Genomic DNA, 26,762 nt, shown 5'->3' with positions numbered 1-26,762 from the left:
GGCTATCGCGGCGGGGGACATCGGCGGATGCTGCCGCACGATGTCGCCGCGAGCCCCGATGTCGTGCGCGTCGTCTATCGTGGTGACTCGTTGTCTACGGGGGAGGTGTGATCGGTGACGGACGAAACGATGCTCGAATCGCCGCCCGCCCTCCCCGAGAACCACTTCACCGAGCCTTCCGCCGAAGGCAGGCTCACCACCGGGCCGCACGGCGCCGAGCCGCACATCGGAAGCTTCGCCGCGGAGCACCTCTCCCCGACGTACCCGCAGCGCGCTCCGTGGGGAACCGCCCAGCGGCTGAGGGCCTGGCAGGCCGAGGCCCTCGATCTCTACTTCGGACTGGACGGCCCCGACGGCCCGGGCGGCGGACCCCGCGACTTCCTCGCGGCGGCCACCCCGGGCGCCGGCAAGACGACATTCGCCCTCCGCCTCGCGAGCGAGCTGCTGCGACGCCGCGTCATCAACCGCATCGTCGTCGTCGCGCCGACCGAGCACCTCAAGACGCAGTGGGCCGACGCGGCCGCCCGGGTGGGCATCCGCCTCGACCCCGCCTTCAGCAACCGCCACTTCGCCCCCGCGCGCCAGTACCACGGCGTCGCCGTGACGTACGCGCAGGTCGCGGTCAAGGCATCCGTCCATCAGCGGCTCACGATGGACGCGAAGACGCTCGTCATCCTCGACGAGGTGCACCACGGCGGCGATGCGTTGAGCTGGGGCGACGCCCTCCGCGAGGCGTACGCGCGGGCGACCCGCCGGCTGCTGCTCAGCGGAACCCCGTTCCGCAGCGACACGGCGCCGATCCCGTTCGTCGAGTACCACCCCGACGCCAAGGGCATCCGCCTCTCGCGCACCGACTACGCGTACGGCTACGGCCGCGCGCTCGAGGACGGGGTCGTGCGCCCCGTGCTCTTCATGGTCTACGCCGGCCAGATGCGCTGGCGGACGAAGACCGGTGAAGAGATGGAGGCGCAGCTCGGCCAGGACAACACCAAGGACATCACCTCGCAGGCCTGGCGCACCGCGCTCGATCCCGAAGGCGACTGGATCCCCGCTGTCCTGCGGTCGGCCGACCGGCGCCTCACCGAGGTGCGAGAGCACGTTCCGGATGCCGGTGGCCTGGTGATCGCGACGGATCAGACCGCCGCGCGCGCCTACGCCTCGATCCTGCGGGACCTCACCGGCGAGATGCCGACGGTCGTGCTGTCGGACGAGGCCGAGGCGTCGAGCCGCATCGAGGAGTTCTCGAAGGCGACCACCCGATGGATGGTGGCGGTGCGCATGGTGTCGGAGGGCGTCGACGTGCCGCGCCTCGCCGTCGGCGTGTACGCGACGAGCGCTTCGACCCCGCTGTTCTTCGCCCAGGCGATCGGGCGCTTCGTGCGCGCCCGGCGCCGCGGCGAGACCGCGAGCGTGTTCCTGCCGAACGTGCCGCAGCTGCTCGCCCTCGCGAACGAGATGGAGCGCCAGCGCGACCACGCGCTGGACCGCGACTCCGACGGCGAGGACGAGTGGAACGCCGAAGAAGACCTCATGGACGCGGCGGAGCGCGAAGACAAGGCCTCCGACGCGCTCGAAGAGGAGTTCACGTACCAGGCGCTGGGCTCGCTCGCGCATTTCGACCGCGTGCTGTTCGACGGCAAGGAGTTCGGGCAGCTCGCCGTGCCCGGAACCCCCGAGGAGGAGGAGTTCCTGGGCATCCCGGGTCTTCTCGAACCCGACCAGGTGCACGACGTGCTCATGTCGCGGGTCTCGCGGCAATCCCGGCACCGCACCGCCCGCGAGGCTCAGGAGGCGACGGCGCCCGAGGATGAGCCCGCGCTGCCCCAGGCGCTGCATCGCACGCTCAAGGAGCAGCGCCAGCTCCTCAACAGCCTCGTCGGCCTCTACGCCCGCCAGACGGGCGAGGCCCACGGCCTCGTGCACGCCGAGCTGCGCCGGATCTGCGGCGGCCCCGCCGTGTCGCACGCCACGGTGACCCAGCTGCAGTCCCGCATCGACGTGCTGCGCAAGCGCGTCCGCTCCTGACTCCCGGCTGCCCGCGCGCCTAGACTCCGGGCATGCCCGCGACGTACTCGTTCGTGTCGCGGTGGCGCGTGCCCGCGTCGCCGGAGCGCGCATGGGCGGAGTTGGAACGGATGCTGCGCCCCGGCGCCGGTCCGCGCTGGTGGCCCGCTCTGACGCTGCCGATGCCTCCCCGCCGGATCGTCGCGGGGGAGCGGATGGTGCTCGCCGTCCGGAGCCCGCTCGGCTACTCGCTCCGCGTGCTCCTGGAGCTCCGCGACATCGAGCCCGGCCGCGCGATCGGGGCGTCGAGCGAGGGCGACCTCCGGGGGAGCGGCCTTGTGAACGTCGACGCGGACGGCGACGCGGCATCCGTCATCACGTTCCACTGGGACGTCGAGACCCGGCGGGCGTGGATGAACGCCACCGGCTGGGTGCTGCGGCCGGTCTTCGAGCGCGCTCACGCGTTCGTCATGCGCCGGGGCGAGCTCGGGCTGCGGGGCGCCCTCGAGGGTCGGTGAGGTTCGGAAACCCGAAATGCTGGCAATCCTCGGTTTCGGGCCTGAGGGGCCTCAGGCGATGGCTAGCGTGGACGGGTCCCGCACCCCTGACTGGAGGCCCGAGTGAGCACCCCCGCCGCACCGACCGACCGCGATCGACGCCGCTGGGCGCGGTATCTCGTCAACGAGCGTGCCGAGGCGCACGTCTACCGCGAGCTCGCCGGACGCCGCACGGGGGAGGAGCGCGAGATCCTGCTGGCCCTCGCCGAGGCCGAGGGGCGTCACGAGGCGCACTGGCTGCAGCTGCTCGGCAGCGAGCCGGCGCGACTGCCGCGGGCCGACGTCGGCACCCGCTTGCTCGGCTGGATGGCCAAGCGCTTCGGCTCGATCTTCGTGCTGGCGCTCGCCCAGAACGCCGAAGCCCGGTCCCCCTACGACGACGAGCCGTTCGCGACGCCGACGATGGCGGCGGACGAGCGGATCCACCACGAGGTCGTGCGCGGGCTCGCCGCCCGCGGACGCCGACGCCTGTCGGGCACGTTCCGCGCCGCGGTCTTCGGTGCGAACGACGGCCTCGTCTCGAACCTCGCGCTCGTGATGGGCATCGGCGCCACCGGCGTCTCGAGCCAGTTCGTGCTCTTCAGCGGCGTCGCGGGCCTGCTCGCGGGCGCGCTGTCGATGGGCGCGGGGGAGTTCGTGTCGGTCCGCTCCCAGCGGGAGCTGCTGGCGGCGACGGAGCCGAGCGACTACGCCGACGGCGCGATCCCGCACCTCGACATCGACGCGAACGAGCTGGCGCTCGTCTACCGGACCCGCGGGATGCCGGAGGCCGAGGCGTCCGCGCGTGCCCGCCGGGTCGTCGAAGCCGCGCACGCGCTCGGTCAGGGACGCACCGACACCGGACCGATCTCGGTCGCCGACCACGAAGAGGTGGTGGGCAGCGCCTGGGCCGCCGCGCTGTCGAGCTTCCTGTTCTTCGCGTCCGGCGCGATCATCCCCGTGCTGCCGTGGATCTTCGGGCTGTCCGGCCTCACCGCGGTCGTCGTGGCACTGCTGCTGGTCGGGATCGCGCTGATGTCGACCGGTGCCGCCGTCGGCCTGCTGTCGGGCGCCCCGCCGCTCAAGCGTGCCCTGCGCCAGCTCGCGATCGGATTCGGCGCCGCCGCGGTGACGTACATCCTGGGCCTGCTGTTCGGCGTCTCGATGGGATGACGCGCCCGGGCGGCCGTCGATTCGTTGAACGTCCGGTGAGGTGGTAGTGTCATTTCTCGGTTGCGAAACCGAAAACCACCTGCGCGGGTGGCGGAATAGGTAGACGCGCTAGCTTGAGGTGCTAGTGCCCGTATAGGGCGTGGGGGTTCAAGTCCCCCCTCGCGCACAGTGAAGAAGGCCCCCGAAAGGGGGCCTTCTTTCGTCGAGAGGATAGGTTTGTCCGCATGCCCGAAGCCGAACTCCCCGAAGTCGCCGCGATCGCGCGCGATCTGATCCGCTTCGACACGACGAACCACGGCGGCGGCCGCGCCGCCGGGGAGCGGGAGGCCGCGGAGTACGTCGGCGCCTACCTCGAGACGCTGGGCCTGAAGCCCGAGTTCTACGAACCCGTCCCGCGCCGCACCAACGTGATGGCGAGGGTTCCTGGCCGCAACCGCGACAAGCCTGCACTCGTGCTGCACGGCCACCTCGACGTGGTCCCGGCGATCGCCGACGACTGGAGCGTCGATCCCTTCGCGGGCGTCGTGAAGGACGGGATGCTGTGGGGCCGCGGCGCCGTCGACATGAAGGACATGGACGCCATGATCCTGACGTCGGTCGCCGACCTCCTCCGCGTCGGCGAGCAGCCAGAGCGCGACCTCGTCCTGGCGTTCTTCGCCGACGAGGAGAACGGCGGCGTCGAGGGATCCGCGCTCGTGGTCCGTGACCGCCCCGACTGGTTCGAGGGTGCCACCGAGGCCATCAGCGAGGTCGGCGGCTACTCCATCCCGATCGGCGACCGCCACGCGTACCTCCTGCAGGTGGGGGAGAAGGCCCTGGTCTGGATCCGCCTCGTCGCACGCGGCCGCGCCGCCCACGGCTCCAAGCTGCACGACGAGAACGCCGTGACGAGGCTCGCCGAGGCCGTCGCGGCTCTCGGGCGCACCGCGTGGCCCGTCACCCTCACCGACACGTCGCGCGAGATGAGCGAGCGGCTCGCCGAGCTGACCGGCCAGTCCGCCGGCGACCCCGACGCCGTCGCGGCGGCCACGGGCGCAGCATCCGGGTTCCTCCGCTCGACCCTGCGCACCACCACCAACCCGACCGGTCTGGTGGCCGGCTACAAGCACAACGTGATCCCCGACCGGGCCGAGGCGCTCATCGACGTGCGGACCCTTCCCGGCACCGAGGACGCGACGCTCGCCGACATCCGCCGCATCGTCGGCGACGGCGTGGAGGTCGAGATCGTCCACCAGGACATCGGACTCGAGGTCCCGTTCTCGGGCGACCTTGTCGACGCCATGGTCGCGGCCCTCGGCCGTCACGATCCGGGCGCCCCGGTCGTGCCGTACCTGATGGGCGGCGGCACCGACAACAAGGCGCTCGCGGCGCTCGGCATCGCCGGCTACGGCTTCGCGCCGCTGCGCCTGCCGTCCGACCTCGACTTCACCGGCATGTTCCACGGCGTCGACGAGCGCGTCCCGATCGACGCGCTGGTCTTCGGCCAGGCCGTCCTCACGGATCTGCTCCGCACCTACTGATCGATCGACGGATGCCTCGCCCCCCGGCATCCGTCACAGCACGGCTGAAAGGCGCCCATGCTTCTCGAAGCGATCATCCTCGGCTTCGTCCAGGGACTGACCGAGTTCCTGCCGATCTCGTCGAGCGCGCACCTGCGCATCCTCGGCGAGTTCCTGCCGTCGGCGCAGGACCCGGGAGCGGCGTTCACCGCGATCACCCAGATCGGCACCGAGGCGGCCGTCGTGGTCTTCTTCTGGCGCGACATCGTACGGATCATCGGACACTGGTTCCGGGCGCTGTTCGGCCGCATCCCGCGCAACGACCCCGACGCGAAGCTCGGCTGGCTCATCATCGTGGGCTCGATCCCGATCGTGGTGCTCGGCCTGCTGTTCCAGGACCAGATCGAGACCGTGCTGCGATCGCTCTGGATCACCGCCGGCATGCTGATCTTCTTCGGCGTGCTGCTCGGCATCGCCGACCACGTCGGCGCCAAGAAGCGCAAGCTGCAGGACATCACCGTGGGTCACGGCGTGATCTACGGCTTCGCGCAGTCGCTCGCCCTGATCCCGGGCGTGTCGCGCTCGGGCGGAACCATCACCGCCGGCCTCTTCATGGGCTACGAGCGGGCCGCCGCCGCACGCTACGCGTTCCTGCTCGCGATCCCGGCCGTCTTCGGCAGCGGCTTCTTCCAGCTGGTCAAGAGCCTGGATGAGCCCGGTGTCTTCACCCTCGGAGAGACCGCCGTGGCGACGGTGGTCGCGTTCATCGTCGCGCTCGGTGTGATCGCGTTCTTCATGAACTGGATCTCCAAGCACAGCTTCCTGCCGTTCGTGGTCTACCGCGTGGCGGTCGGCTCACTCCTGCTGGTGCTGCTGAGCATGGGCGTCATCAACCCGTAGGACGCGCGACCGGCCGCTGAGCCCGTCGCAGTGTGCTCAGCGGCGCGGGTCGTCGCGGCCGGGCTTGCTCGGCCCGTCGCCCGGCTTGCCGTCGCTACGGCGCAGGTACCGCTCGAACTCCTGCGCGATGGCGTCTCCCGAGGCCTCCGGCGAGTCCCAGGTGTCGCGCGTGCGCTCGAGCTGGTGGATGTACTCGGTCATCTCCTCGTCGTCGGCCGCGGCCGCGTCGATGGAGGCCTCCCATGCCGCGGCCTCCGTGGCGAGATCGCCGCGGGGGACAGGAGCGCCGGTGAGGTCCTCGAGCCGGTCGAGGAGCGCCAGGGTCGCCTTCGGCGACGGCGTGTGCCCGGCGACGTAATGCGGCACGCTCGCCCACAGGCTCGCGGTCGGGATCCCGGCGCGCTCGGCGGCGTCGCCGAGGACGCTGAGGATCCCGACGGGACCCTCGTAGGTGCTGCGCTCGAGCTCGAGCGCCGTGCGCAGGTTCTCGTTGTCGCTGCCGGAGAAGACCGAGATGGGCCGGGTGTGCGGCACGTCCGACATCATGGAGCCGATCGCGACGAACCCGGTGATGTCCTCGCGGAGGGCGATGTCGATGAACTCCGATGAGAACGCCTGCCATGCGCGGGCAGGCTCCACGCCGGTGAGCAGCCACAGCTGGGTGCCGCGCGTCGCCTGTGCGGGGCGCAGCAGCGTGGCCTCGGGCCAGCGGAGCGTGCGACGGCCGTCGCCGTCCGCGGCGATGTGCGGACGCGTGTACTGATAGTCGAAGTAGAGCTCGGGATCGACCGAGAACACGGTCTCGTAGGAGCCGCCCTCGCGCAGTTGGGTGATGGCCGAGGACGCGGCTTCGCCCGCGTCGTTCCAGCCGTCGAACGCTGCGACGAGAACACGACGACCCAGTCCGTCCACGAGACCCCCTTCACCCGCATCCGCTGCGGGTTCCTTCCAGGATATGCCCCTGCCCCCACGGAAGGCCGGAGACCCCTCGGTAGGATTGCACGGTGAACGCGCCCCGACTCGCCGCCGTCCTGTGGGACATGGACGGCACCCTCGTCGACACCGAGCCCTATTGGATGGCGGCGGAGACGCCCCTCATCGAGAGCTTCGGCGGGACGTGGTCCCACGAGCAGGCGCTCGGACTGGTCGGCCTCGGCCTCGAGGACTCCGCCCGGATCCTGCAGGGGACCGGCGTGCGCATGAGCACCGACGCGATCATCGACCACCTCACCGAGGACGTCATGCGTCAGCTGTCCGCCACGGGCGTGCCGTTCCGGCCCGGCGCCCGCGAGCTGCTCGCGAGCCTGCGCGAGGCCGGCGTCAAGACCGGACTCGTGACGATGTCGATGCGCCGCATGGCGCAGACGGTCGTCGACCTCATCGACTTCGACGCGTTCGACGTGGTCGTCGCCGGCGACGATGCGACACGGCCGAAGCCCTTCCCGGACCCTTACCTGCAGGCGTGCGAGGCGCTGGGCGTCACGCCCGATGAGGTCGTGGCCATCGAGGACTCGCCCAACGGGCTGCGCTCGGCCGTCGCCTCGGGTGCGTCGGTCATCGGCGTGCCGCTCATGGTGTCGCTCACCGGCGCCGGCGCACACACGCTCTGGGAGAGCCTGGAAGGACGCACGGCCGCCCACGTCGCCGAGTTCCACGCCGCGCACCGCGCCCGCGTCCACGCCCCGCACCCCGCCGAGGAGACCTCCCGATGACCGACGACCAGGAACTCGCCGGCGGGCGCCCCAGCGGCCCCTTCCGCCTCGGCGACCGCGTGCAGCTCACCGGGCCCAAGGGCCGCCTGCACACCATCACGCTGCGCGAAGGCGGCGAGCTGCACACCCACCACGGTGTCCTGCGTCACTCGCAACTCGTGGGCCAGCCCGACGGGTCCGTCGTCGCGAACAGCGGCGGGCACGAGTACCTGGCGCTGCGCCCGCTGCTCCGGGACTTCGTGATGTCGATGCCGCGCGGCGCGGCCATCGTGTACCCGAAGGACGCCGCACAGATCCTCGCCGAGGCCGACATCTTCCCCGGCGCCACGGTCGTCGAGGCCGGCGTGGGCTCGGGAGCGCTGTCGCTCTGGCTCCTCCGCGCGATCGGCAGCGAGGGGAGGCTCGTGTCCTTCGAGCGCCGCGACGACTTCGCCGCGGTCGCGCGGGCGAACGTCGAGACCTTCACCGGGCACGTGCCGGCGAACTGGGACGTGGTCGTGGGCGACCTCGCCGAAGAGCTGAACGACACCGTGGCCGAGGCATCCGTCGATCGTGTCGTGCTCGACATGCTCGCGCCCTGGGAGTGCATCGATGCCGTGGCCGAGGCGCTCACGCCGGGCGGCGTCGTGGTCTGCTACGTCGCGACGGCGACCCAGCTCAGCCGCGTCGCGGAGTACATCCGCGGGACCGGGCTGTTCACAGAGCCCGACGCGAACGAGACGATGGTGCGCGGCTGGCACGTCGAGGGCCTCGCTGTGCGCCCCGACCACCGCATGGTCGCGCACACCGGCTTCCTCGTGTGGGCGCGACGTCTCGCTCCCGGGGCGATCCCGCCCGAGGTGAAGCGCCGCGCGTCGAAGTCGAGCTACGGCGACGAGGACGTGGAGCTGTGGACGCCCGGCGCCGTCGGCGACCGCCAGATCACCGACAAGAACCTGCGCAAGCGCGTCCGGGAGGCCGAGCGCGCCGCCGAGGGCGCCCGCCAGGCGTCCGGACGGTCCGACGCGCCCGACGAGTCCGCCTAAACTAGCCCGGTGCGCAAGATCCCCGTTGCCCTGGTTGTCCTGGGACTCGTGACCGTCGGCCTGGCCGGATGCTCGCTGCCCGGCGCGTCCGCGTCCGACTGCTCGCGTCCCGAGGTGTCGAACCCCGACGTGATGGACCTCATCACCGTCACCGGCGACACCGAGAACGAGCCGAAGGTCGACCTGTACACGCCCGTGAAGGCGCCGGAGCTCGCCTACGAGGACGTGGTGACGGGTGACGGCACCGCCATCACCTCCGTCAACCAGCCGCTCGTGCTCGATGTGGCGCTGTTCAGCGGCACGACCGGCGAGAAGCTCGCCGCGACCCCGTACGACGGCGACATGTCGCGGGTGGGCTCGGTCGCGCAGTTCGCCAACTTCCCGGGCTTCGAGGACGCTCTGCACTGCGCCACCGAGGGATCCCGCGTCGCCATCGCGCTGTCGTCCGATGACCTCGCCGACGGCGTCGCCGAACAGGCCGGGCTCGACGACGGAGACGCCCTCGTCGCGGTCATCGACCTCCGCAAGGTGTATCTCGCCGCCGCCGACGGCCAGAACCAGTTCAACAGCGGCTTCGGGCTGCCGAGCGTCGTGCGTGCGCCCGACGGTCGCCCGGGCCTCATCATCCCCGACGGTGCCGCGCCGAGCGACCTGATGATCCAGACGCTGAAGAAGGGCGACGGTGAGAAGGTCACCGGCGACCAGCCGGTGCGCGTCCACTACACGGGCGTCGTGTGGGGCGAGAACGAGCCCTTCGACACGACGTGGGACGGCGAGCCGGCATCGCTCACGCTCGACGGTGTGGTCCCCGGGTTCGCGAAGGCGCTCGAGGGGCAGACCGTCGGCTCGCAGGTGATGGTCGTCGTGCCGCCCGAGCAGGGCTACGGCGATCAGGCGCAGGGCGGCATCCCGGCCGGCTCGACCCTGGTGTTCGTGATCGACATCCTCGGCCTCGACGCGGTGCCGGCGCAGTAGCGGGGGTTCGGCGACGCCGACGCGAGCGGCCATAGGATAGGCGGGTGCCTGCCACTGCCTCCGCGAAGATCCCGCCCGAGGAGCGTCTGGTGAACCTCGTGGTGGCGCTCATCGCGACCGATCAGGGCCTCACGAAGGACACCATCCTGACCTCCGTCGCGGGCTACCGCGAGCAGAGCGAGGCGGGCGCGTCGAAGGATGCGCTCGAGAAGATGTTCGAGCGCGACAAGGAGTCGCTGCGGGGCCTCGGTGTTCCGATCGAGACGATCGGCGACTGGGCCGACCCCGACGACCTCCGCGAGGCGCGGTACCGCGTGCCGAGCGCCGAATACGAGCTGCCGGAGGACATCGAGTTCACACCGGCCGAGCTGGCGCTGCTGACCCTCGCCGGCGGGGTGTGGAGCGAGAGCTCCCTGTCGGACGACGCCCGCAGCGGCCTGCGCAAGATCCGCGCCCTCGGAGACCTGGTCGACGAGCCCATCATCGGCTTCTCGCCGCGGCTGAGCCTGCGCGACCCCGCGTTCCCGGCCCTGCAGCAGGCGATCGAGTCGAGCAAGGTCGTCACCTTCCCCTACCTCAAGCCGGGGGAGGCCGCACCGCGCACGCGGCGGGTGCAGCCGCTCGCCCTCGTCGAGTACGAGGGCCGCTGGCATGTGTTCGGCATCGACCTCGACGTCCGAGAGGACCGCACGTTCCTCCTCGCCCGCATCGTCGGGCCCGTCGCCGTCACCCGGGCGTCGTTCGACCCGGCGCTGCGCGAAGGCGCCGGCGACCGGGCGCTCGCGGGCCTCGACGAGGTCGCCGCGCGCAACTCGGCGCTGCTGGAGGTGAACCCCGGCACCGAGGCGGCGCTCCGCCTCGCGCGCCGCGCGCAGCCGGCCGAGCAGGGGATCCGCGTGCCGTACGTCGACGTGCACATCTTCGCCGACGAGCTCGCCTCCTACGGCCCCGAAGTGCGGGTCGTCGAGCCCGCGGACCTGCGGGATCGCGTCATCGACCGGCTCGCGGCGACCCGCGATCTCCACGGGGGGACCTCATGAGCGTCCGGCGCCAGCTCGTCGCGACCGATCGCGCGGCCCTCATGCTCCAGCTCGTGCCGTACCTGATCGGCAAGGGCGAGGTCTCGCTCGCCGAGGCGGCCGACGAGTTCGACGTCTCGGCTGAGCAGATGCGCTCGATGGTCGAGAAGCTCACCGTGATCGGGCTGCCTGGCGACCGCGGGTACTGGCAGATGGCGAACGACCTGTTCGACATCGACTGGGACCTGCTCGACGAGCGCGACCTCATCGTCATCACGAACTCCGTCGGGCTCGAGCGGGTGCCCAAGCTCACGGCGCGCGAGGCGGCCGCCCTCCTCGCGGGTCTGCAGCTGGCGCGGTCGATCCCCGGAGTGGGCGACACCGCCCTGTACGCCGGGCTGCTCGCCAAGCTCGCGCGGGGTGCTTCGGGGATCCCTGCCGAGGTGATTCTCGCGACCGAGCCCGTCGACGCCGTGCGCGACCTCGTGTCCGACGCGCTGCGGCGCGGAGTGGCCGTCTCGTTCACGTACAAGGCGCCCGACGCGGCGCCCACCACCCGTACCGTCGACCCGGTGAAGGTGCACATCGCGAGCGGGCAGTGGTATCTGCAGGGCTGGTGCCACCTCCGCGAGGCGATGCGCACGTTCCACCTCGACCGCGTCAGCGACCTCGAGCTCACCGGCATCCCGAGCACGCACGCGGGCGAACAGGCCCCGGATTGGTTCGACACCGATGCGGGCGACGTGGTCGCGCGCATCCGCTTCGCCGAAGACGTCGCGCCGCTGCTCGGGGACTACCTCGACCGCGCGGCTCTCGAGACGACTGACGGCGTCACGGTCGCGACCATGCGCGTCGCCGACGAGCTCAGCCTCCGCCGTCTGGCTGCGCGCCGCGGCGGCCTCGTGGAGGTGTTCGAGCCCGTCGCCGCACGCCGCGCCGTCGCCGAATGGGCCGACGCGGGCTTGGCGCAATACCGGTGAGGGCCGTCATGACCCCTCGGCATCGGGTTACACTGGACCCACATCCGCACCGACAAGGAGATTCCGCATGGGCGCATTCGGATGGCCGCACCTTCTGATCATCCTCGCGGTGATCCTGCTCCTGTTCGGGGCTGCGAAACTGCCGGCTCTGGCCAAGAGCCTCGGTCAGTCCGCCCGGGTCTTCAAGGGCGAGATGAAGGCGATGAAGGAGGACGACTCCACGGCGAAGCCGAAGGCCGAGAACGTGGCGTCGGAGACCCCCAAGGCCGACACCCCCGCGAGCTCGAGCAGCACCGCAGACCCGTCATCCTGACCCACCGTGGTCACCACGGATCCCCCGCGCATCGAGGAGCCTGAGCAGCCTCGGCGCGATAAGCGCATGTCCCTCGGAGGGCACCTGCGCGAGCTGCGCCGGCGATTCTTCATCGCCGCGGCCGGCCTCGTCGTCGGCATGGTCGTCGCATTCCTCATCAGCGGCTGGGTCATCGACCTGCTGTCGCAGCCGATCATGCAGATCGCGGGCGAGCGCGGCGACCAGTACATCGCGCTCAACTTCACGACGGTGTCGAGCGGTTTCGATCTGCACATGCGGATCGCGTTCGCGATCGGCCTGCTGATCTCGGCGCCGATCTGGCTGTGGCAGATCTGGGCGTTCATCATGCCCGGGCTGACGCGCAAAGAGGTCAGCTACACGGTCGGCTTCCTCGCCGCCGCGATCCCGCTGTTCATCGCCGGACTCTACGTCGGCTGGCTGATCATGCCGCACATGGTCGTCCTCATGGCCAACTTCGTGCCGAACGACCAGGGCATCGCGCAGTTCTACGACTACGCCACGTACTACGACTTCGTTTTCAAGCTGCTCCTCGTGATCGGCGTCTCGTTCGTGACACCGGTGTTCCTGGTGGCCCTGAACCTGGCGGGCGTCGTGTCGGGCCGCGGCATCCTCAAGGGCTGGCGCGTCGCCATCATCGTGATCACGGTGTTCGCCGCCGCCGCGACGCCAGCCGCCGACGTCACCTCGATGCTGCTGCTCGCGGGCATCCTGTGCGTGCTCTACTTCGCCGCGGTCGGTCTGTCGATGCTGTTCGACCGCCGCAAGGCCAAGCGCGATCGCGCAGCCGGCCTGCTGCCGCCCGAGGTCTCGTGAGCGAGCCCGCTCCCGCCGAACGTTACGCACGAGCCAGCGCATCGGCACGCCTCGATCGGACGCACCCGATCACAGCCGACTTCGCCGCGTCCCAGCGATTCACGCTCGACCCCTTCCAGATCGAAGGATGCCGCGCCCTCGAAGAGGGCCGCAGCGTCCTGGTGGCCGCGCCCACCGGCGCCGGCAAGACGATCGTCGGCGAGTTCGCGGTGCATCTGGCGATGCGCGAGCCCGGCGACAAGGCGTTCTACACCACGCCGATGAAGGCGCTGTCGAACCAGAAGTTCCGCGAGCTGCAAGAGGTCTACGGCGAGGGCGAGGTCGGACTCCTCACCGGCGACACCAACATCAACGGCAACGCGCGCATCGTCGTGATGACCACCGAAGTGCTGCGCAACATGCTGTACGCCGACTCCCCGGCGCTGCGCGGACTCCGCTACGTGGTCATGGACGAGGTGCACTACCTCGCCGACCGCTTCCGCGGCGCCGTGTGGGAGGAGGTCATCATCCACCTCGCGCCCAGCGTGCGGCTGATCTCGCTGTCGGCCACCGTCTCCAACGCCGAGGAGTTCGGCGACTGGCTCGACACCGTGCGCGGCGACACCGAGGTCATCGTCTCCGAGACCCGCCCGGTACCCCTCGAGCAGCACGTGCTGGTGCGCGGCGACCTGCTGCCGCTCTTCGACGACCGCGCCGGCATCGCGACGGCCCAGGTCAACCAGGAGCTCATGCGCATCCGCTCCTTCAAGGGCCAGAACTTCGAGCGCAATCATCGGGTGCAGGCGGCGAACAGTGCCCGGCAGGCGGGGTACGAGGCATCCCGTCGCCGTCCGAACCGCGGGGGCAAGCGGCCCGTGCGGTCCGCGAACGTGCAGCGGATCGAGCGCCTCGACCGCCCCGACGTCGTCGAGCTGCTCTCGCGCGCCAATCTGCTGCCGGCGATCTTCTTCATCTTCAGCCGGGCGGGCTGCGACGCGGCCGTTCAGCAGGTGCGCCGTGCCGGTGTGCGGCTGACCTCCCAGGACGAGCGCCGCGAGATCCGCGCGGTGATCGAGGAGCGCACCCGCACCCTCCTTGAAGAGGACCTCGCCGTACTGGGGTTCTGGGAGTGGCGCGACAACCTCGAACGCGGCGTCGCGTCGCACCACGCGGGCCTCCTGCCGGCGTTCAAGGAGGTCGTCGAGGAGCTCTTCCAGCGCAAGCTCGTGAAGGTGGTGTTCGCCACCGAGACGCTCGCGCTCGGCATCAACATGCCCGCGCGCACCGTCGTGCTCGAGAAGCTCGAGAAGTTCAACGGCGAGGCCCGCGTCGCCATCACGTCGGGGGAGTACACGCAGCTCACCGGCCGTGCCGGCCGCCGCGGCATCGACGTCGAGGGTCACGCGGTCATCCAGTGGACCGAGGGCCTCGACCCGCAGGCCGTGGCCGCCCTCGCCTCGCGCCGTACATACCCGCTCAACTCGAGCTTCCGGCCGACGTACAACATGGCCGTCAACCTCATCGACCAGTTCGGCCGGGCCAAGGCGCGGGAGATCCTCGAGTCGTCGTTCGCGCAGTTCCAGGCCGACCGTGCGGTCGTCGGGCTCGCCCGGCAGGTCAAGGAGCAGGAGGAGTCGCTCGCCGGCTACGCGAAGGCGATGACGTGCGATCGCGGCGACTTCGCCGAGTACTCCCGCATCCGTCGTGAGCTGAGCGACGTCGAGAAGCTCAACCGCAAGGACGCCAACGCGTCGCGGCGCACGCGCGACGAGCGGCTGCGTCACATCGCGACGCTGCGCAAGCAGATGCAGCGGCATCCGTGCCATCAGTGCCCCGACCGCGAGCACCACGCGCGGTGGGCCGAGCGGTACTGGAAGCTCAAGCGCGAGGTCGACAAGCTGCGCCGCCAGATCGAGACGCGCACCGGCACTGTGGCGCGCATCTTCGACCGCGTCGTCGACGTGCTCGGCGCGCTCGAGTACGTGTCGATCGACGAAGCCGGCGCGACGGCGCTGACGCCTGCCGGCCGCACGATGCGCCGCATCTACGGCGAGCGGGACCTCCTCGTCGCCGAGTCGCTCCGGCGCGGCATCTGGAAGGACCTGGATGCCGCCTCCCTCGCGGCTCTGGCGTGCTCGCTCGTGTACGAGCCGAGGCGCGACGACGGCGGCCCAGGGGAGCGGGGGCTGCCGCGCGGCGCGTTCCGTCCGGCGTTCGAGGCGACGCTGTCGCTCTGGCAGGAGCTCGACGACCTCGAGCAGGAGCACCGGCTCCCCGGCACCGAACCGGTGTCGGCCGGCCTCGCGCAGGCCATGCACACGTGGGCCCGCGGCGGCATGCTCGACCGCGTGCTGATCGAGGCCGATATGGCCGCCGGCGACTTCGTGCGCTGGTCGAAGCAGACCATCGACCTGCTCGACCAGCTGTCGATCGTCGCCGATCAGCCGATCGCGGGGACGGCTCGCAAGGCGTTGGATGCCGTGCGCCGCGGCATCGTCGCGTACTCGGGGGTCTAGCGGCGCCGACGCGGCTCAAGATCGCCGTTCCGCTCGCTTAGGCTGATCCCGTGCCACCTCGCGCGATCTTCCCGCTGTGGGCGGCGGTTCCCCTCTCGGTGCTGGCCGGAGTGCTGTTCGACCTGGCCTTCCCGTCGGTCGCGTGGTGGCCGATGGCGTTCGTGTCGGTGGCTCTGGCGCTCGTCACCCTCATCGGGCGCCGGGCGGGCGGAGCGTTCCTGACGGGGCTCGCCTACGGTCTCGCGTTCTATCTGCTCAACGTCGACTTCACCGCCGAGTGGGTGGGGCCGCTTCCGTGGCTCGCGCTCTCGGTCCTCGAATCGCTGTTCGTCGCGGGCGGCGCCGTGCTCATCTCCCTGGCCTATCGCTGGGTGCCGCAGGTCGTCCGCCGCCGCGGGCGGATTCTGCTGACCGCGGTGCTCGTCGCGGGGCTGTGGACCGCGAAGGAGGCGGTGATCGGCGGCTTCCCCTACGGCGGATTCCCGTGGGGGCGCGTCGGCACCTCCCAGGTGAACGGCCCGTTCGCCGAGGTCGTCTCGTGGACCGGCACCGCCGGACTCACCTTCCTCATCGTCGCGCTCGTCGCCGCCGGGGTGGAACTCGTGCGTTCTCCGCGGCGGGCGCGGGGCGGCGGCATCCGTCCCCTCCTCCCGGTCGCGGTGCTCGCCCTCGTCGCCACCGCGCTCGTGGTCGTCCCCGCGTGGGCGACGACGCCCGCGGGCTCGATGCGCGTCGCGAGCGCGCAGGGCAACGGCCCCGCCGGCTACTTCGACGAGCGGGAGGCCGGCGACATCCTCGCATCGCAGTACGAGGCCACGAGGCCGCTCTTCGGCGCCGAGGACGTCGACGTCGTGCTGTGGCCGGAGGGGAGCGTCGACGTCGATCCCGACTCGTCGTCCGTCGTCGCGGCCGCCCTCGACCGCGTGGCCCGGCAGGTGGGCGCGCCGCTGATCGCCAACCGCATCGACAAGCGCGGCGAGGAGTACTTCAACATGTCGTTCCTCTGGCGCGAGGGCACGGGCATCGAGCAGACGTACGACAAGCGCAACCCGGTGCCGTTCGGCGAGTACGTGCCCGACCGGGAGTTCTACGCGTCGATCGCCCCCGACCTCATCGGGATGATCGGCCGCGACTACACGCCCGGCACGACGCCTCCGGTGTTCGACGTCGACGGCACCGTCGTCGGGCTCGCCATCTGCTTCGACGTCATCTACGACGCCCTCGTGTGGGAGGGTGCTCGCGACGGCGCGCGCGTGTACCTCTTCCAGACCAACAACGCCGACTTCCGGGGCACCGACGAGAACCTGCAGCAGCTGGCCGTCGCCCGGCTGCGCGCGATCGAGACCGGGCGCTCCGTCGTCAACCTGTCGACGGTGGGCACGAGTCAGGTGATCGCGCCCGACGGATCCACGATCGACGGACTCCCGGCGGACGAACCGGGGCACATGCTCACCGACGTGCCCCTGCGGACGGGTCTCACGCCTGCTGTCATCGTCGGGCCGTGGCTGAACGCGCTCGTGGCGTGGGGCAGCGTCATCGTGCTCGCCGGGCTGGGCATCATCGCGCGTCGGCGCTCTCGCGCGCACGCGAAAACGCCGGCCCCGTAGGGCCGGCGTCGCGCGGATCGTGGATCAGGCGCTGAGCTTGTCCACCGTGACGGCCTCGCCGGCGCCGCGGCGGGCGCGGACGTACGCAAGGCGCTCCTCGAGCAACTCTTCGAGCTCGGGGATGGTGCGGCGCTCCAGGAGCATGTCCCAGTGGCTGCGGGGGACCTTGTCGCCGGAGTGGTCGACGGTCGCGGTCCCTTCGCCCACGCGCAGCAGCGCCTCGGCGCCGCACGTGCGGCACTCCCAGGCCGGCGGAACCTCGGCGTCGGCCGCGAAGGTCAAAGTCGTGTCACGTCCACACGTCGAACATGTGTAGATGTGCTGTGCGCGCTCATGGAACACGACGCCCTCTTCGCTCTGTAGGCTCTGGGCGCCGAGTCGGATGCCGCGCAGACTGCGGTCTGCCATTTTGTGGTCCTCTCGTCGCTGTATAGGTATAACGAAGTGACCTGAGCGGATCATCCGAAGGGGCCCTGTTCATCGACCTTTCACAGTGGATGCACAGCGGAGGGAGTGTCCGTCCACCGTGGGGTGTTATCGGAGGGCTGAGAGCGCGATGTCGGCGCGGTCCGTGACGATGCCGTCGACGCCCATCTCGACCAGCCGGACCATGTCGTCGGGGGCGTTGACGGTCCACACATGCACCTCGACGCCGTGCCGGTGCGCGGCCGCGATGAGCCGCGGCGTGACGATGCGCAGGCGGCCCTGCCGCTCGGGGACCTGGAGCGCGTCGACGCCCGCCAGAGCCCGCGCGACCAGCCGATCCGAGCGCGCCGACACGGCGGCCAGCACGCGTCCGATGGTGCCGCGGCCACCGGAGGTGGCGGGACGGATGCTGCGCCCTGACGCCTCGCCCACGGCCCGAGCCGCGCCGAGCGCGGCGCGCCGCCGTTCGTCGGAGAAGCTCGTCACGAGCACCCGGTCGGCGAACGGAGCGATCGCGGTGCCGACGGCGGTCGCCGCATCCGTCGCCTTCACGTCGAGGTTGAACCTCACGGTCGGGAACGAGTTCAGCGCCTGCGCGAGCGTGATGAGTCCGCCCCGCCCGGCCATGAGGTGCTCGAGCTCGCGCACCGTCACGTCGGCGATCTTGCGCGGGTCGCCGGTCACGCGCGACAGGTCGTCGTCGTGGAACAGGACGACGACGCCGTCCGAGGTGCGGTGGCAGTCCGACTCGACGTAGTGGGCGCCTGCCGAGTGCGCCGCGGCGACCGCAGCGAAGGAGTTCTCGACGATGCCGCTGCGCGCGGCATCGGGCGTGACCAGGCCCCGGTGGGCGAGGACGCGCGGCGTCGCGACTCCCTCGAACCAGGGGTGGGTCACGGGGTGGGCGGGGTGACCGCGGGCGGCGCACCGCCGATCGCGGGACCGCCGGAGGCCGGACCGCCCGCAGCGGGACCGCCCGACGTGATGCCGCCCGCGGCGGGCCCGCGACCCTTGGCCGCAGCATCCGCCATCACACCGGCGAAGGAGCCCGTGAGCCCCTTGAGCGCCTCGGTGAACTCGCTCGGGATGATCCAGAGCTTGCTCGATGCGCTGTCGGCGATCTTCGGCAGCGTCTGCAGGTACTGGTAGGCCAGCAGCTTGTCGTCGGGGTTGCCGCTGTGGATCGCGTCGAAGACGGTCTGGATCGCCTCGGCCTCGCCCTGTGCGCGCAGCACGGCAGCCTGCTTGTCACCCTCGGCCCGGAGGATCTCCGCCTGCCGGCGTCCTTCGGCCTCGAGGATCTGCGACTGCTTCGAACCCTCGGCCGTGAGGATCGCGGCGCGGCGGTCGCGCTCGGCGCGCATCTGCTTCTCCATCGAGTCCTGGATGGAGTGGGGCGGGTCGATGGCCTTGAGCTCGACGCGTGAGACGCGCAGGCCCCACTTGCCGGTCGCCTCGTCGAGCACGACGCGCAGCTGGCCGTTGATCTCGTCGCGGCTCGTGAGCGCCTCTTCGAGGTTCAGGCCGCCGACGACGTTTCGGAGAGTGGTGGTGGTGAGCTGCTCGACCGCGCTGAGGTAGTTGGCGATCTCGTACGTCGCGGCGCGGGCGTCGGTGACCTGGAAGTACACGACCGTGTCGATGGACACGACGAGGTTGTCCTCGGTGATCACCGGCTGCGGCGGGAACGAGACGACCTGCTCCCGCATGTCCATGAGCGGCCGCAGCCGATCGATGAAGGGCACGAGGAGATTCAGACCCGGGGCGAGCGTCTTGTGATACCGGCCGAGCCGCTCGACGATTCCGGCCGTCGCCTGCGGGATGATCCGGATGGACCGGAAGATGACGACCAGGACGAAGATGAAGACCGCGATCGCGAGGATCCACCCGATCGCCGTCGGGATGGCCGAGGTGAAGTCGTTCATGCGAGCGGATCCTCCGGTGCGGGGGCGAGGGGTTCAGGGGAGTCGGAGCGGACGACCGCCGTCGCGCCCTCGATGCGGCTGACGCGCACCCGGGTGCCGGGCTCGAGGTCTCCGGACTCGGTGCGCGCGGTCCACACGTCGCCGTTGGCGAGCTTGACCTGACCGCCGTGCGCGCCGACGGATGAGACGACCGTGCCGCCCAGTCCGATGAGGGCGTCGACGTTCGACGGCGTCGGATCCTCGCCGCGGCGCAGTCGCCGCAGCAGGGGCGGACGCAGCACGAGGACGAGGATCGCTGCGACCGCAGCGGCGATGATCACCTGCAGCCAGATCGGCGCCCCGAGCAGGTCGGCGATGAGGCCCGCGATGCCGCCGATGGCCAGCATGAGGAACGTGAAACCGAGCGTGAGCATCTCGATCACGAGGAACACCAGGATCAGCACCAGCCAGCCGATCCATGCCCATTGTTCGATGGCCTCGATGAGCTCCACGGTAGCCTCCTCAGTCCGAACCTAGCAGGTAGGGTCTACACGTGACTGACACTCTGAACCCGCTTCCCGAGAGCTCGCTGAGCGGCAAGACCGCACTCGTCACGGGCTCGTCCAGAGGCATCGGCGCCGACACGGCCCGGTACCTCGCCCAGGCCGGCGCGAACGTCGTCATCAACTTCCGCAACAAGGCTCCGCGGGCTGAGAAGCTCGCCGGCGAGCTGCGCGAGCTGGGCGTCCAGGTGCTCGTGGTCGGGGCCGACCTCACCGATCCCGCATCGGTCCAGGCGATGTTCGACGAGGTCGCGAAGACGTTCGGCTCGCTCGACATCCTCGTGCTCAACGCGTCGGGCGGCATGGAGTCGGGCATGGCCGAGGACTACGCGCTCCTGCTCAACCGCGACGCGCAGGTGAACGTGCTCGAGACAGCGCTGCCCCTGCTCGGCGACGGCTCGCGCGTCGTGTTCGTCACGAGCCACCAGGCCCATTTCATCCGCACGACCCCGACGATGCCCGAGTACGAGCCGGTCGCGCTGTCCAAGCGCGCCGGGGAGGACGCTCTGCGCGAGCGGATCCCCGCGCTCACCGAGCGCGGCGTCGAGTTCGTCGTCGTCTCCGGCGACATGATCGAGGGCACCATCACGGCGACGCTGCTCGAGCGGGCCAACCCGGGCGCGATCGCCGCCCGCCGTGAGGACGCGGGCAAGCTCTACAACGTGTCGGAGTTCGCCGCCGAGGTCGCGCAGGCGGCCCTCGACCCGGTGCCCGCCGACAACACCCGTCTCGTCGGCGACGTCTCGTCGTTCGGGACGGAGTGATCCGATGAAGGCGAACGACATCGAGACGCTGGTCTCGGTCGGGCGTCCCGAGATCGCCGCCGACGGCTCGTTCGCCGTCTTCGCGACCTCGCGCCCCGACATCGCTGCGAACCGCAACGTCGGCCAGGTCTGGCGCGTCGATCTGCCCGACGGCACACCGCGCCGCCTCACGCGCGGCACCGCCGACGGCGCCCCCAAGCTCTCTTCCGACGGCACGCGCATCGCGTTCGTGCGCGGCGACGCCAAGGGCAAGCCGCAGGTGCACGTGGTCGCCGCGGCCGGCGGCGAGCCGGTGCAGGCGACCGACGCGGTGCTGGGCGTCGAGGACTTCGCCTGGTCGCCGGACGGTGCGACCATCGCGTTCATCGCGCGCGTGCCCGAGAAGGGCCGCTACGGCAGCGTGGAGGGATTGGATGCTGCGGCCGAGGCGCCGCGGCACATCACCGGTGTGCGGTGGCACGCGAACGGCCTCGGCTATATCGGCGACCGGCCCGCCCACGTCTTCGTGATCGCCGCGCCCGCTGTGGACGCCGAGCCGTTCTACGAGCCGGCGTCCGCGGTGCGCCCCGATGATGAGACGCCGCCCAAGAAGACGCTGGTCGCCGCGGAGGCGCGACAGCTGACGGAGGGCACGGCATCCCACGGCGGGGTCGTCTTCACGGCCGACGGACGCGAGATCCTCACCGTTCCCGACGAGATCGAGTCCGAGCGCCGCGATCTGCGCGATCGTCTCATCGCCCTCGCGGTGGACGGTTCCGGGCAGCGTGAGGTGCTCGGAACCGACACCGGCATCGCGATCTACGAGGCGGTCGTCGCCCCCGACGGCACGATCGCCCTCCTCGCCCACGAGGTCGGCGACGGCGTGGACTTCATCGCCCCCGGCGTCGGACTGTGGCTCGTGGAGGACGGCGGTGCGCGTCGCGTCACCGATGCCGACGAACTGAACCTCGGCGACGGGCACCTGCGGGTGGACGGCGAGGGCTTCCTCGTGCAGGACGCCGCGCGCGGCCGCGTGCGACTGCTGCGGGTCACGCGCGACGGCGGGGCCACCGAGCTCCTCGGCGGCGATGTCGAGGTCGGCGGTCACGCCACCGGCGACGGCCGCATCGTGGCAGCCGTGTCGCAGCCCGACTCGTTCGGCGAGCTCGTGCTCATCGAGGACGGTGCCACGCGGACGCTGACCTCGTTCGGGGCCCGGGCCGCAGCATCCGGAATCGCCCTCCCACGGGAGCTGACGGTCACGGGGCGCGACGGCTACCCGGTGCACGGATGGGTCGCGACGCCGGAGGGCGAGGGACCGTTCCCGGTCATCCTGCAGATCCACGGCGGACCCTTCGCCTCGTACGGCGTGCACCTGTTCGACGAGACGCAGGTGCTCGTCGATGCGGGCTACGCCGTCGTCTACTCCAACCCCCGCGGATCAGCGGGCTACGGACGGGCGCACGGGCGCAGCATCCGTCAGCAGATGGGCACGGTCGACTTCGCCGACGTCATCGACTTCCTCGAGGGGGCGATCGCGGACGACGTCCGCCTGGACGGCGACCGCGTCGGCGTGCAGGGCGGCTCGTACGGCGGATACCTCACGGCGTGGGTCATCGCGCACGACCACCGGTTCGCGGGCGCGATCGTGGAGCGCGGCTTCCTCGAGCCGCTCTCGTTCCAGGGCACGAGCGACATCGGCTCGTTCTTCGGCGACGAGTACGTGGGCGTCTCGGTGGAGGACATCGCGCGTCAGAGCCCGATGGCCGTCGTCGGCCAGGTGACGACGCCGACGCTGGTGATGCACTCGGAGCTCGACTTCCGGTGCCCGCTCGAGCAGGCGACGCGGTACTACTCGGCGCTCAAGCGCCAGGGCACCGAGGCCGAGCTGCTGGTGTTCCCCGGCGAGAACCACGAGCTCACGCGCGCCGGCCAGCCGCGGCACCGCGTCCAGCGCTTCGACGCGGTGCTGGACTGGTGGAACCGGCACCTGCCGGTCGGCTGATCCGATCGCAGACACGAGTCGGCCCCGGGAGCGGAAGCTCCCGGGGCCGACGACGTTTCAGTCGCGGATCAGATGTCGCCCTTGAAGGTGAAGGCGCGGACGACGTTGATGATGCCGAGCACGACGAGCGAGATGCCGAGGATCCACCAGAGGATCGCGACGCCCCAGACCGGCGCGAAGAGCACGACGATACCGGCGATGATGCTCAGGATGGCGAAGAAGATCGACCAGCCCTTCGACGACGCGTCGCCCAGCGTCGACAGCGCGACGATGCCTTCGACGATCCACATGATTCCGATGAGGATGCCGAGGAACAGCGCGAGCCACGCGGTGGTCTGACCCAGGTTGAAGAGGGCCACGACGCCGGCGATGATGAACAGGATGCCGAGCGCGATGTGGCCGACGCGAGCCCAGCCGCCCTTGGTCTTCGAGAAGATCCCGAGACCGGCGTAGACGAGGCCGGCGGCGATCGCGTAGATCGCGATGATCGCCGTGATGACGGCGGCGGTCTTGCCCGGCCAGACCAGGATCAGGATGCCGACGATGATGGCGAGGACGCCGCCGACGCCGAGCGCCGTGCGGATTCCGTTGACGGCCGACTTCTCGGCTTCGGATGCAGTGGACATGAGGGGCCTTTCTGAGAGTTCCCTGTACGTGGTGCGGCTAAAGCTTAGACCCCACATCGAACTTGCAAGCGACCATGAACGTGTGTTGCCCGATGCCCATCGCCTCCGCGGGTCGCGGCGCGCTACCGTGAGCGTGCGTGACCGTGAGCGTGCGCGCCGGCGCGGCGTGCAGGAGGAGGGTTTCGATGGCCGTCGTGTCGAGAGGGTTCGGAGCGCGTCGCCGCGAGAGCGATCCGCGGCTGCCACCCGGGCAGTACCTGACGGAGGATTTTCCTGTGCTGTCGGCCGGTCCGACGCCGCGGATCGAGCAGGATGACTGGCGCTTCGGCATCCGCACCGAAGGCGGCGACGCGGTCTCCTGGACGTGGGACGAGTTCATGGCGCTGCCGATCGAAGATGTCGACACCGACATCCACTGCGTGACGCGGTGGTCGAAGCTGGGCACGTCCTGGCGCGGCGTGTCGCTGGACACCCTGCTCGACACGGTCGAGACCGACGCCGAGTTCGCGATGGCGCACTCCTACGGCGGCTATACGACCAACGTGCCCATGGAGGACCTGCTCGGCGGGAAGGCGTGGGTCGCGTTCGAGTTCGAGGGCGAGCCGCTCGACCCCGAGCACGGCGGGCCGGCGCGGCTGCTCGTGCCGCATCTGTACTTCTGGAAGAGCGCGAAATGGGTGCGCGGGCTCACCCTCATGCAGGACGACGAGCCCGGATTCTGGGAGCAGAACGGCTACAACATGCACGGCGACCCCTGGACCGAGGAACGGTATTGGTGACTGTCGGCGGCTGGCGGCCGGGCCGCGTCCTCGAAGCGCTGCCCGCGACACCGTCCGCGCGCATCCTGCGACTCCAGGTGCCGGACTGGCCGGGCAACACGGCGGGTCAGCACGTCGACATCCGGCTCACCGCCGAGGACGGCTACCAGGCGGTGCGGTCGTACTCGCTCGGCTCGTACGGCCCCGCCGAGACGATCGAGCTGGCGGTCGACGAGATCCCCGACGGCGAGGTGTCGCCGTATCTCGTCGAGGACGTGCGGCCCGGCGACGAGCTCGAGGTCAAAGGACCCCTCGGAGGCTACTTCGTGTGGCGGCCCGGGGGAGAGGCGCCCGTGCAGCTCATCGCCGGCGGCTCGGGAATCGTGCCGCTGATGGCGATGGTGCGGGCCGCGACGGATGCCGGGGCGGCAGCATCCGTCCGTCTGCTCTACTCCGTCCGAACCGCGGAGGACGCGATATATCGCGATGAACTGGCTCGGCTGACCGGCGACGGGGGAGTGGGGGTCACGTGGCGGTACACCCGCGCGGCCCCCGACGGGTGGACGGATCCGGTCGGGCGGCTGGACGACGACGCGTTGCGCGCGGCGACCTGGGAGCCGGGGCAGGAGCCGATCGTCTACGTGTGCGGACCCACGGGGTTCGTCGAGCACGTCGCCGACGCGCTCGTCGGGTTGGGCCATGAGCCTGCTCGAATCAGGACCGAACGCTTCGGAGGTGCATGATGCGTGCCGAGAACGCTGCGAGCGTCGTCGACGGCAACGCGGCGGCGGGGATGCTGTGGGACGTGTTCGGCGCGGACGTCACCGCGCTGGTCGGCGTCTGCGGCGGGTGCGGTGACGCCTCGCCGTTCGCCGAGGCCGTCGTCGAGATCGACGAGACGGTGGCGATCGTCCGCTGCCGTTCCTGCACGCACACGCTCTTCACCGTGCTCCGAGACGGGGACGGGATGCGGCTCGTGCTGGGCATGCTGCACGAGATCGCGCGGCCCTAGCCCGGTGAGCCGGGTCAGCCGAGCAGCAGCGTGACGAGGATCAGCACCGGGACGCAGCCGATCGTCGTGAGGAACACGGTGTCGCGCGAGATCGTCTCGCCGACGTCGTACCGCTGCGAGTAGTTGAACACGTTCTGCGCGGTCGGCAGCGCGGCGAGCACCGTCACGATGAGCACGTCGTGCGCCGAGAGGCCGAAGACGAACTCGGCGACCGCCCAGGCGATCACCGGCATGGCGATGAGCTTCAGCGTCGTCGCGAGGACGATGTCGCGTCGGCGTCCCGACGCACCGAGCACGCGCTGCCCGTGCAGCGAGATGCCGTAGGCGATCAGGAGGATCGGCACGCAGGCGTTCGCGATGAGCATCGCCGGCTCCATCACGACGGGCGGCAGCTCGATCCCCAGCACCGAGACGAGCGTGCCCAAGACGGAGCCGACCACGATCGGGTTGGTCGCCACCCTGACCACGGCGCGCCAGAGCGAGGCGCGGGCGGTGGTGACGGCATCCAGGATCGCCATCGTGATGGGGGTGAACACCAGCAGCTGCATGAGGATCACGGGCGCCGGATACGCGGCGCTGCCGAGGAGATACAGCGACAGGGGGATGCCGATGTTGTTCGAGTTGACCTGACCCGCGCTGAGCGCGCCGATCACGGTCTCGCCGACCGTGCGCCGCCAGAGGAGACGGGCGATGACCGCGTAGACGAGGATGACTGCCACGGCCGCGATCGCCGACACCGGGAGGAGCGCCGAGAACAGCGTGTGGACGTCGGCCTGCGCGAGGACGACGAACAGCAGGAAGGGCGAGAGCACGAAGAAGGTCAGGCGCGCGAGCACCGGCCGTGCGTGCTCGCCGAGCAGGTCGATGCGCCCGAGGATCCATCCCACCAGGATCGCCACGCCCACCACGACGAACCCGATGAGCGACTCCAGCATGCTTCGAGCCTAGGAAATCGTTCTCTGGGGAGCGAATCGCGCGTCACCGTCTGACAGACTGACACCCGCCGAGACCAAGGAGCAACGGATGCCTGAACCCCGTGATCGCGTGACCCGCACAGCCGATCTGCTCGCGGCGCTGACGGCTCCGGCGGCCGACGTCTGGGTGGCGACGGCTTCTCCGGAAGCGGCGCCGTATCTCGTGCCGCTGTCGCTCGCGTGGATCGAGGACCGGGCGGTCATCGCGTTGGAGGGCGGATCGGTGACGGCGCGCAACCTCGGTGCGTCCGGGGTCGCGCGACTCGCGGTCGGCCCGACGCGCGATGTCGCGCTGATCGATGCCGTGCTCGAGCGATGGGCGGGCGTGGACGACGACGCATCGCTCGGCGAGGCGTATGCGGCGCAGGCCGACTGGGACCCGCGCGGGCTGCCCGGCTACGTGTTCCTCGTGCTGCGGCCGACGCGGATCCAGGCGTGGCGCGAATCGAACGAGCTGGCCGGCCGTGTGCTCATGCGGGACGGGGACTGGGTGGTCTGACGCTCGCCTCCGCGGGGATCGAGCGGATGATCGTCGCGCAGACGCTGTTCATCCGTGAACTCGACGGACGACGGATGCTGCGAGCCGCGGCGTTCGCGAACTACAGCGGTGTAACGCGGTCAGGGGAAGTCATCCGGTTGACTCTGTGACGCTGTGCGGCGGTGGACTGCGCAACAGAGC

The 26,762-nt window shown here is 70.7% G+C and carries 28 protein-coding genes and 1 tRNA gene; 22 read left to right on the top strand and 7 right to left on the bottom strand.

Annotated elements, in window-relative coordinates; translation table 11 throughout:
• The first annotated feature begins 129 nt into the window (after positions 1 to 129).
• From ACFVSU_RS03370 to ACFVSU_RS03345, 6 genes are all read left to right on the top strand, one after another.
• Entirely contained in the window at positions 130 to 2,025 is a 1,896-nt protein-coding gene (locus tag ACFVSU_RS03370; RefSeq protein WP_387138704.1) for a DEAD/DEAH box helicase, read from the top strand.
• A gap of 32 nt (positions 2,026 to 2,057) precedes the next feature.
• Complete coding sequence (locus ACFVSU_RS03365; protein ID WP_387137990.1) at positions 2,058 to 2,522, top strand: hypothetical protein; 465 nt, start codon at positions 2,058 to 2,060, stop codon at positions 2,520 to 2,522.
• 102 nt (positions 2,523 to 2,624) lie between these two features.
• The gene (locus ACFVSU_RS03360; RefSeq protein ID WP_387137987.1) at positions 2,625 to 3,713 is read left to right on the top strand and encodes a VIT1/CCC1 family protein; all 1,089 of its coding nucleotides are present in this window, start codon (positions 2,625 to 2,627) and stop codon (positions 3,711 to 3,713) included.
• Between the two features lie 81 nt (positions 3,714 to 3,794).
• A tRNA-Leu gene (locus ACFVSU_RS03355) sits at positions 3,795 to 3,879 on the top strand.
• Positions 3,880 to 3,937: 58 nt separating this feature from the next.
• A complete protein-coding gene (locus ACFVSU_RS03350) occupies positions 3,938 to 5,233 on the top strand; it encodes a M20/M25/M40 family metallo-hydrolase (protein ID WP_387137984.1) in 1,296 nt (431 codons plus the stop codon).
• Between the two features lie 57 nt (positions 5,234 to 5,290).
• Entirely contained in the window at positions 5,291 to 6,112 is an 822-nt protein-coding gene (locus ACFVSU_RS03345) for an undecaprenyl-diphosphate phosphatase (protein WP_310290621.1), read from the top strand.
• 36 nt (positions 6,113 to 6,148) lie between these two features.
• On the opposite strand, the gene ACFVSU_RS03340 is transcribed toward ACFVSU_RS03345, so the two are convergent.
• Positions 6,149 to 7,024 carry a PAC2 family protein gene (locus ACFVSU_RS03340; protein WP_310290623.1) on the bottom strand — a complete coding sequence of 292 codons (876 nt, stop codon included), beginning with the start codon at positions 7,022 to 7,024 and terminating at the stop codon, positions 6,149 to 6,151.
• Between the two features lie 92 nt (positions 7,025 to 7,116).
• Between ACFVSU_RS03340 and ACFVSU_RS03335 the strand changes: the two genes are divergently transcribed.
• From ACFVSU_RS03335 to lnt, 9 genes are all read left to right on the top strand, one after another.
• Positions 7,117 to 7,824 (top strand): HAD family hydrolase, encoded by a 708-nt coding sequence (locus tag ACFVSU_RS03335; protein WP_387137979.1) that lies wholly within the window; start codon positions 7,117 to 7,119, stop codon positions 7,822 to 7,824.
• Positions 7,821 to 8,849 carry a tRNA (adenine-N1)-methyltransferase gene (locus ACFVSU_RS03330; RefSeq protein ID WP_310290628.1) on the top strand — a complete coding sequence of 343 codons (1,029 nt, stop codon included), beginning with the start codon at positions 7,821 to 7,823 and terminating at the stop codon, positions 8,847 to 8,849. The genes ACFVSU_RS03335 and ACFVSU_RS03330 overlap by 4 nt, the downstream gene beginning before the upstream one ends.
• Positions 8,850 to 8,858: 9 nt before the next feature.
• Complete coding sequence (locus tag ACFVSU_RS03325) at positions 8,859 to 9,824, top strand: FKBP-type peptidyl-prolyl cis-trans isomerase (protein WP_387137976.1); 966 nt, start codon at positions 8,859 to 8,861, stop codon at positions 9,822 to 9,824.
• 44 nt (positions 9,825 to 9,868) lie between these two features.
• Positions 9,869 to 10,864 (top strand): helix-turn-helix transcriptional regulator, encoded by a 996-nt coding sequence (locus tag ACFVSU_RS03320; protein ID WP_387137973.1) that lies wholly within the window; start codon positions 9,869 to 9,871, stop codon positions 10,862 to 10,864.
• On the top strand, positions 10,861 to 11,823 hold the full coding sequence (locus ACFVSU_RS03315; RefSeq protein ID WP_387137970.1) for a helix-turn-helix transcriptional regulator: 963 nt from the start codon (positions 10,861 to 10,863) through the stop codon (positions 11,821 to 11,823). The genes ACFVSU_RS03320 and ACFVSU_RS03315 overlap by 4 nt, the downstream gene beginning before the upstream one ends.
• A 67-nt stretch (positions 11,824 to 11,890) precedes the next feature.
• Entirely contained in the window at positions 11,891 to 12,136 is a 246-nt protein-coding gene (gene tatA, locus ACFVSU_RS03310) for a Sec-independent protein translocase subunit TatA (RefSeq protein ID WP_116193575.1), read from the top strand.
• A gap of 66 nt (positions 12,137 to 12,202) precedes the next feature.
• The gene (gene tatC / locus ACFVSU_RS03305; protein WP_387137967.1) at positions 12,203 to 12,970 is read left to right on the top strand and encodes a twin-arginine translocase subunit TatC; all 768 of its coding nucleotides are present in this window, start codon (positions 12,203 to 12,205) and stop codon (positions 12,968 to 12,970) included.
• On the top strand, positions 12,967 to 15,465 hold the full coding sequence (locus ACFVSU_RS03300) for a DEAD/DEAH box helicase (RefSeq protein WP_387137964.1): 2,499 nt from the start codon (positions 12,967 to 12,969) through the stop codon (positions 15,463 to 15,465). Before tatC ends, ACFVSU_RS03300 begins: the two co-directional genes overlap by 4 nt.
• Positions 15,466 to 15,515: 50 nt before the next feature.
• Positions 15,516 to 17,072, top strand: coding sequence for an apolipoprotein N-acyltransferase (lnt, locus tag ACFVSU_RS03295; protein ID WP_387137961.1), 1,557 nt, complete (start codon positions 15,516 to 15,518; stop codon positions 17,070 to 17,072).
• Positions 17,073 to 17,096: 24 nt separating this feature from the next.
• On the opposite strand, the gene ACFVSU_RS03290 is transcribed toward lnt, so the two are convergent.
• The 4 genes from ACFVSU_RS03290 to ACFVSU_RS03275 all read right to left on the bottom strand — a co-directional run bounded on the left by ACFVSU_RS03290 (position 17,097) and on the right by ACFVSU_RS03275 (position 19,914).
• Entirely contained in the window at positions 17,097 to 17,480 is a 384-nt protein-coding gene (locus tag ACFVSU_RS03290; RefSeq protein WP_387137958.1) for an RNA polymerase-binding protein RbpA, read from the bottom strand.
• 126 nt (positions 17,481 to 17,606) lie between these two features.
• Positions 17,607 to 18,395 carry a glycerophosphodiester phosphodiesterase family protein gene (locus ACFVSU_RS03285; protein ID WP_387137955.1) on the bottom strand — a complete coding sequence of 263 codons (789 nt, stop codon included), beginning with the start codon at positions 18,393 to 18,395 and terminating at the stop codon, positions 17,607 to 17,609.
• Entirely contained in the window at positions 18,392 to 19,423 is a 1,032-nt protein-coding gene (locus ACFVSU_RS03280) for an SPFH domain-containing protein (protein ID WP_387137952.1), read from the bottom strand. Before ACFVSU_RS03280 ends, ACFVSU_RS03285 begins: the two co-directional genes overlap by 4 nt.
• A complete protein-coding gene (locus ACFVSU_RS03275; protein ID WP_387137949.1) occupies positions 19,420 to 19,914 on the bottom strand; it encodes an NfeD family protein in 495 nt (164 codons plus the stop codon). Before ACFVSU_RS03275 ends, ACFVSU_RS03280 begins: the two co-directional genes overlap by 4 nt.
• 41 nt (positions 19,915 to 19,955) lie before the next feature.
• On the opposite strand from ACFVSU_RS03275, the gene ACFVSU_RS03270 reads away from it, so the two are divergent.
• Both ACFVSU_RS03270 and ACFVSU_RS03265 read left to right on the top strand, forming a co-directional pair.
• Positions 19,956 to 20,729 (top strand): SDR family oxidoreductase, encoded by a 774-nt coding sequence (locus tag ACFVSU_RS03270; protein WP_387137946.1) that lies wholly within the window; start codon positions 19,956 to 19,958, stop codon positions 20,727 to 20,729.
• 4 nt (positions 20,730 to 20,733) lie between these two features.
• Positions 20,734 to 22,713, top strand: a complete 1,980-nt coding sequence (locus tag ACFVSU_RS03265) for a prolyl oligopeptidase family serine peptidase (protein ID WP_387137943.1) — start codon at positions 20,734 to 20,736, stop codon at positions 22,711 to 22,713.
• A gap of 68 nt (positions 22,714 to 22,781) precedes the next feature.
• On the opposite strand, the gene ACFVSU_RS03260 is transcribed toward ACFVSU_RS03265, so the two are convergent.
• Complete coding sequence (locus tag ACFVSU_RS03260) at positions 22,782 to 23,339, bottom strand: HdeD family acid-resistance protein (RefSeq protein WP_056367218.1); 558 nt, start codon at positions 23,337 to 23,339, stop codon at positions 22,782 to 22,784.
• 185 nt (positions 23,340 to 23,524) lie between these two features.
• Between ACFVSU_RS03260 and ACFVSU_RS03255 the strand changes: the two genes are divergently transcribed.
• The 3 genes from ACFVSU_RS03255 to ACFVSU_RS03245 are packed head-to-tail and all read left to right on the top strand — an operon-like array spanning position 23,525 to position 25,109.
• Positions 23,525 to 24,118 (top strand): sulfite oxidase-like oxidoreductase, encoded by a 594-nt coding sequence (locus ACFVSU_RS03255; protein ID WP_082496893.1) that lies wholly within the window; start codon positions 23,525 to 23,527, stop codon positions 24,116 to 24,118.
• Positions 24,115 to 24,840 (top strand): ferredoxin reductase, encoded by a 726-nt coding sequence (locus tag ACFVSU_RS03250; RefSeq protein ID WP_387138702.1) that lies wholly within the window; start codon positions 24,115 to 24,117, stop codon positions 24,838 to 24,840. The genes ACFVSU_RS03255 and ACFVSU_RS03250 overlap by 4 nt, the downstream gene beginning before the upstream one ends.
• Entirely contained in the window at positions 24,840 to 25,109 is a 270-nt protein-coding gene (locus ACFVSU_RS03245) for a DUF6510 family protein (RefSeq protein ID WP_387137938.1), read from the top strand. The genes ACFVSU_RS03250 and ACFVSU_RS03245 overlap by 1 nt, the downstream gene beginning before the upstream one ends.
• A 14-nt stretch (positions 25,110 to 25,123) precedes the next feature.
• On the opposite strand, the gene ACFVSU_RS03240 is transcribed toward ACFVSU_RS03245, so the two are convergent.
• Positions 25,124 to 26,044, bottom strand: coding sequence for an AEC family transporter (locus tag ACFVSU_RS03240; RefSeq protein WP_387137935.1), 921 nt, complete (start codon positions 26,042 to 26,044; stop codon positions 25,124 to 25,126).
• Positions 26,045 to 26,132: 88 nt separating this feature from the next.
• Here ACFVSU_RS03240 and ACFVSU_RS03235 point away from each other — a divergent pair, with 88 nt between their 5' ends.
• Both ACFVSU_RS03235 and ACFVSU_RS03230 read left to right on the top strand, forming a co-directional pair.
• Positions 26,133 to 26,582 carry a pyridoxamine 5'-phosphate oxidase family protein gene (locus ACFVSU_RS03235; RefSeq protein ID WP_387137932.1) on the top strand — a complete coding sequence of 150 codons (450 nt, stop codon included), beginning with the start codon at positions 26,133 to 26,135 and terminating at the stop codon, positions 26,580 to 26,582.
• A gap of 26 nt (positions 26,583 to 26,608) precedes the next feature.
• A complete protein-coding gene (locus ACFVSU_RS03230) occupies positions 26,609 to 26,731 on the top strand; it encodes a hypothetical protein (protein WP_387137930.1) in 123 nt (40 codons plus the stop codon).
• The last annotated feature ends 31 nt before the right edge of the window (positions 26,732 to 26,762 follow it).

Origin of the sequence: Microbacterium sp. NPDC058062, from assembly GCF_042885375.1 — a bacterium.
GTDB lineage: Bacteria > Actinomycetota > Actinomycetes > Actinomycetales > Microbacteriaceae > Microbacterium > Microbacterium trichothecenolyticum_C.
Note: the sequence above shows the minus strand (reverse complement) of the source record. Positions and strands in the feature narration are given on the sequence as shown.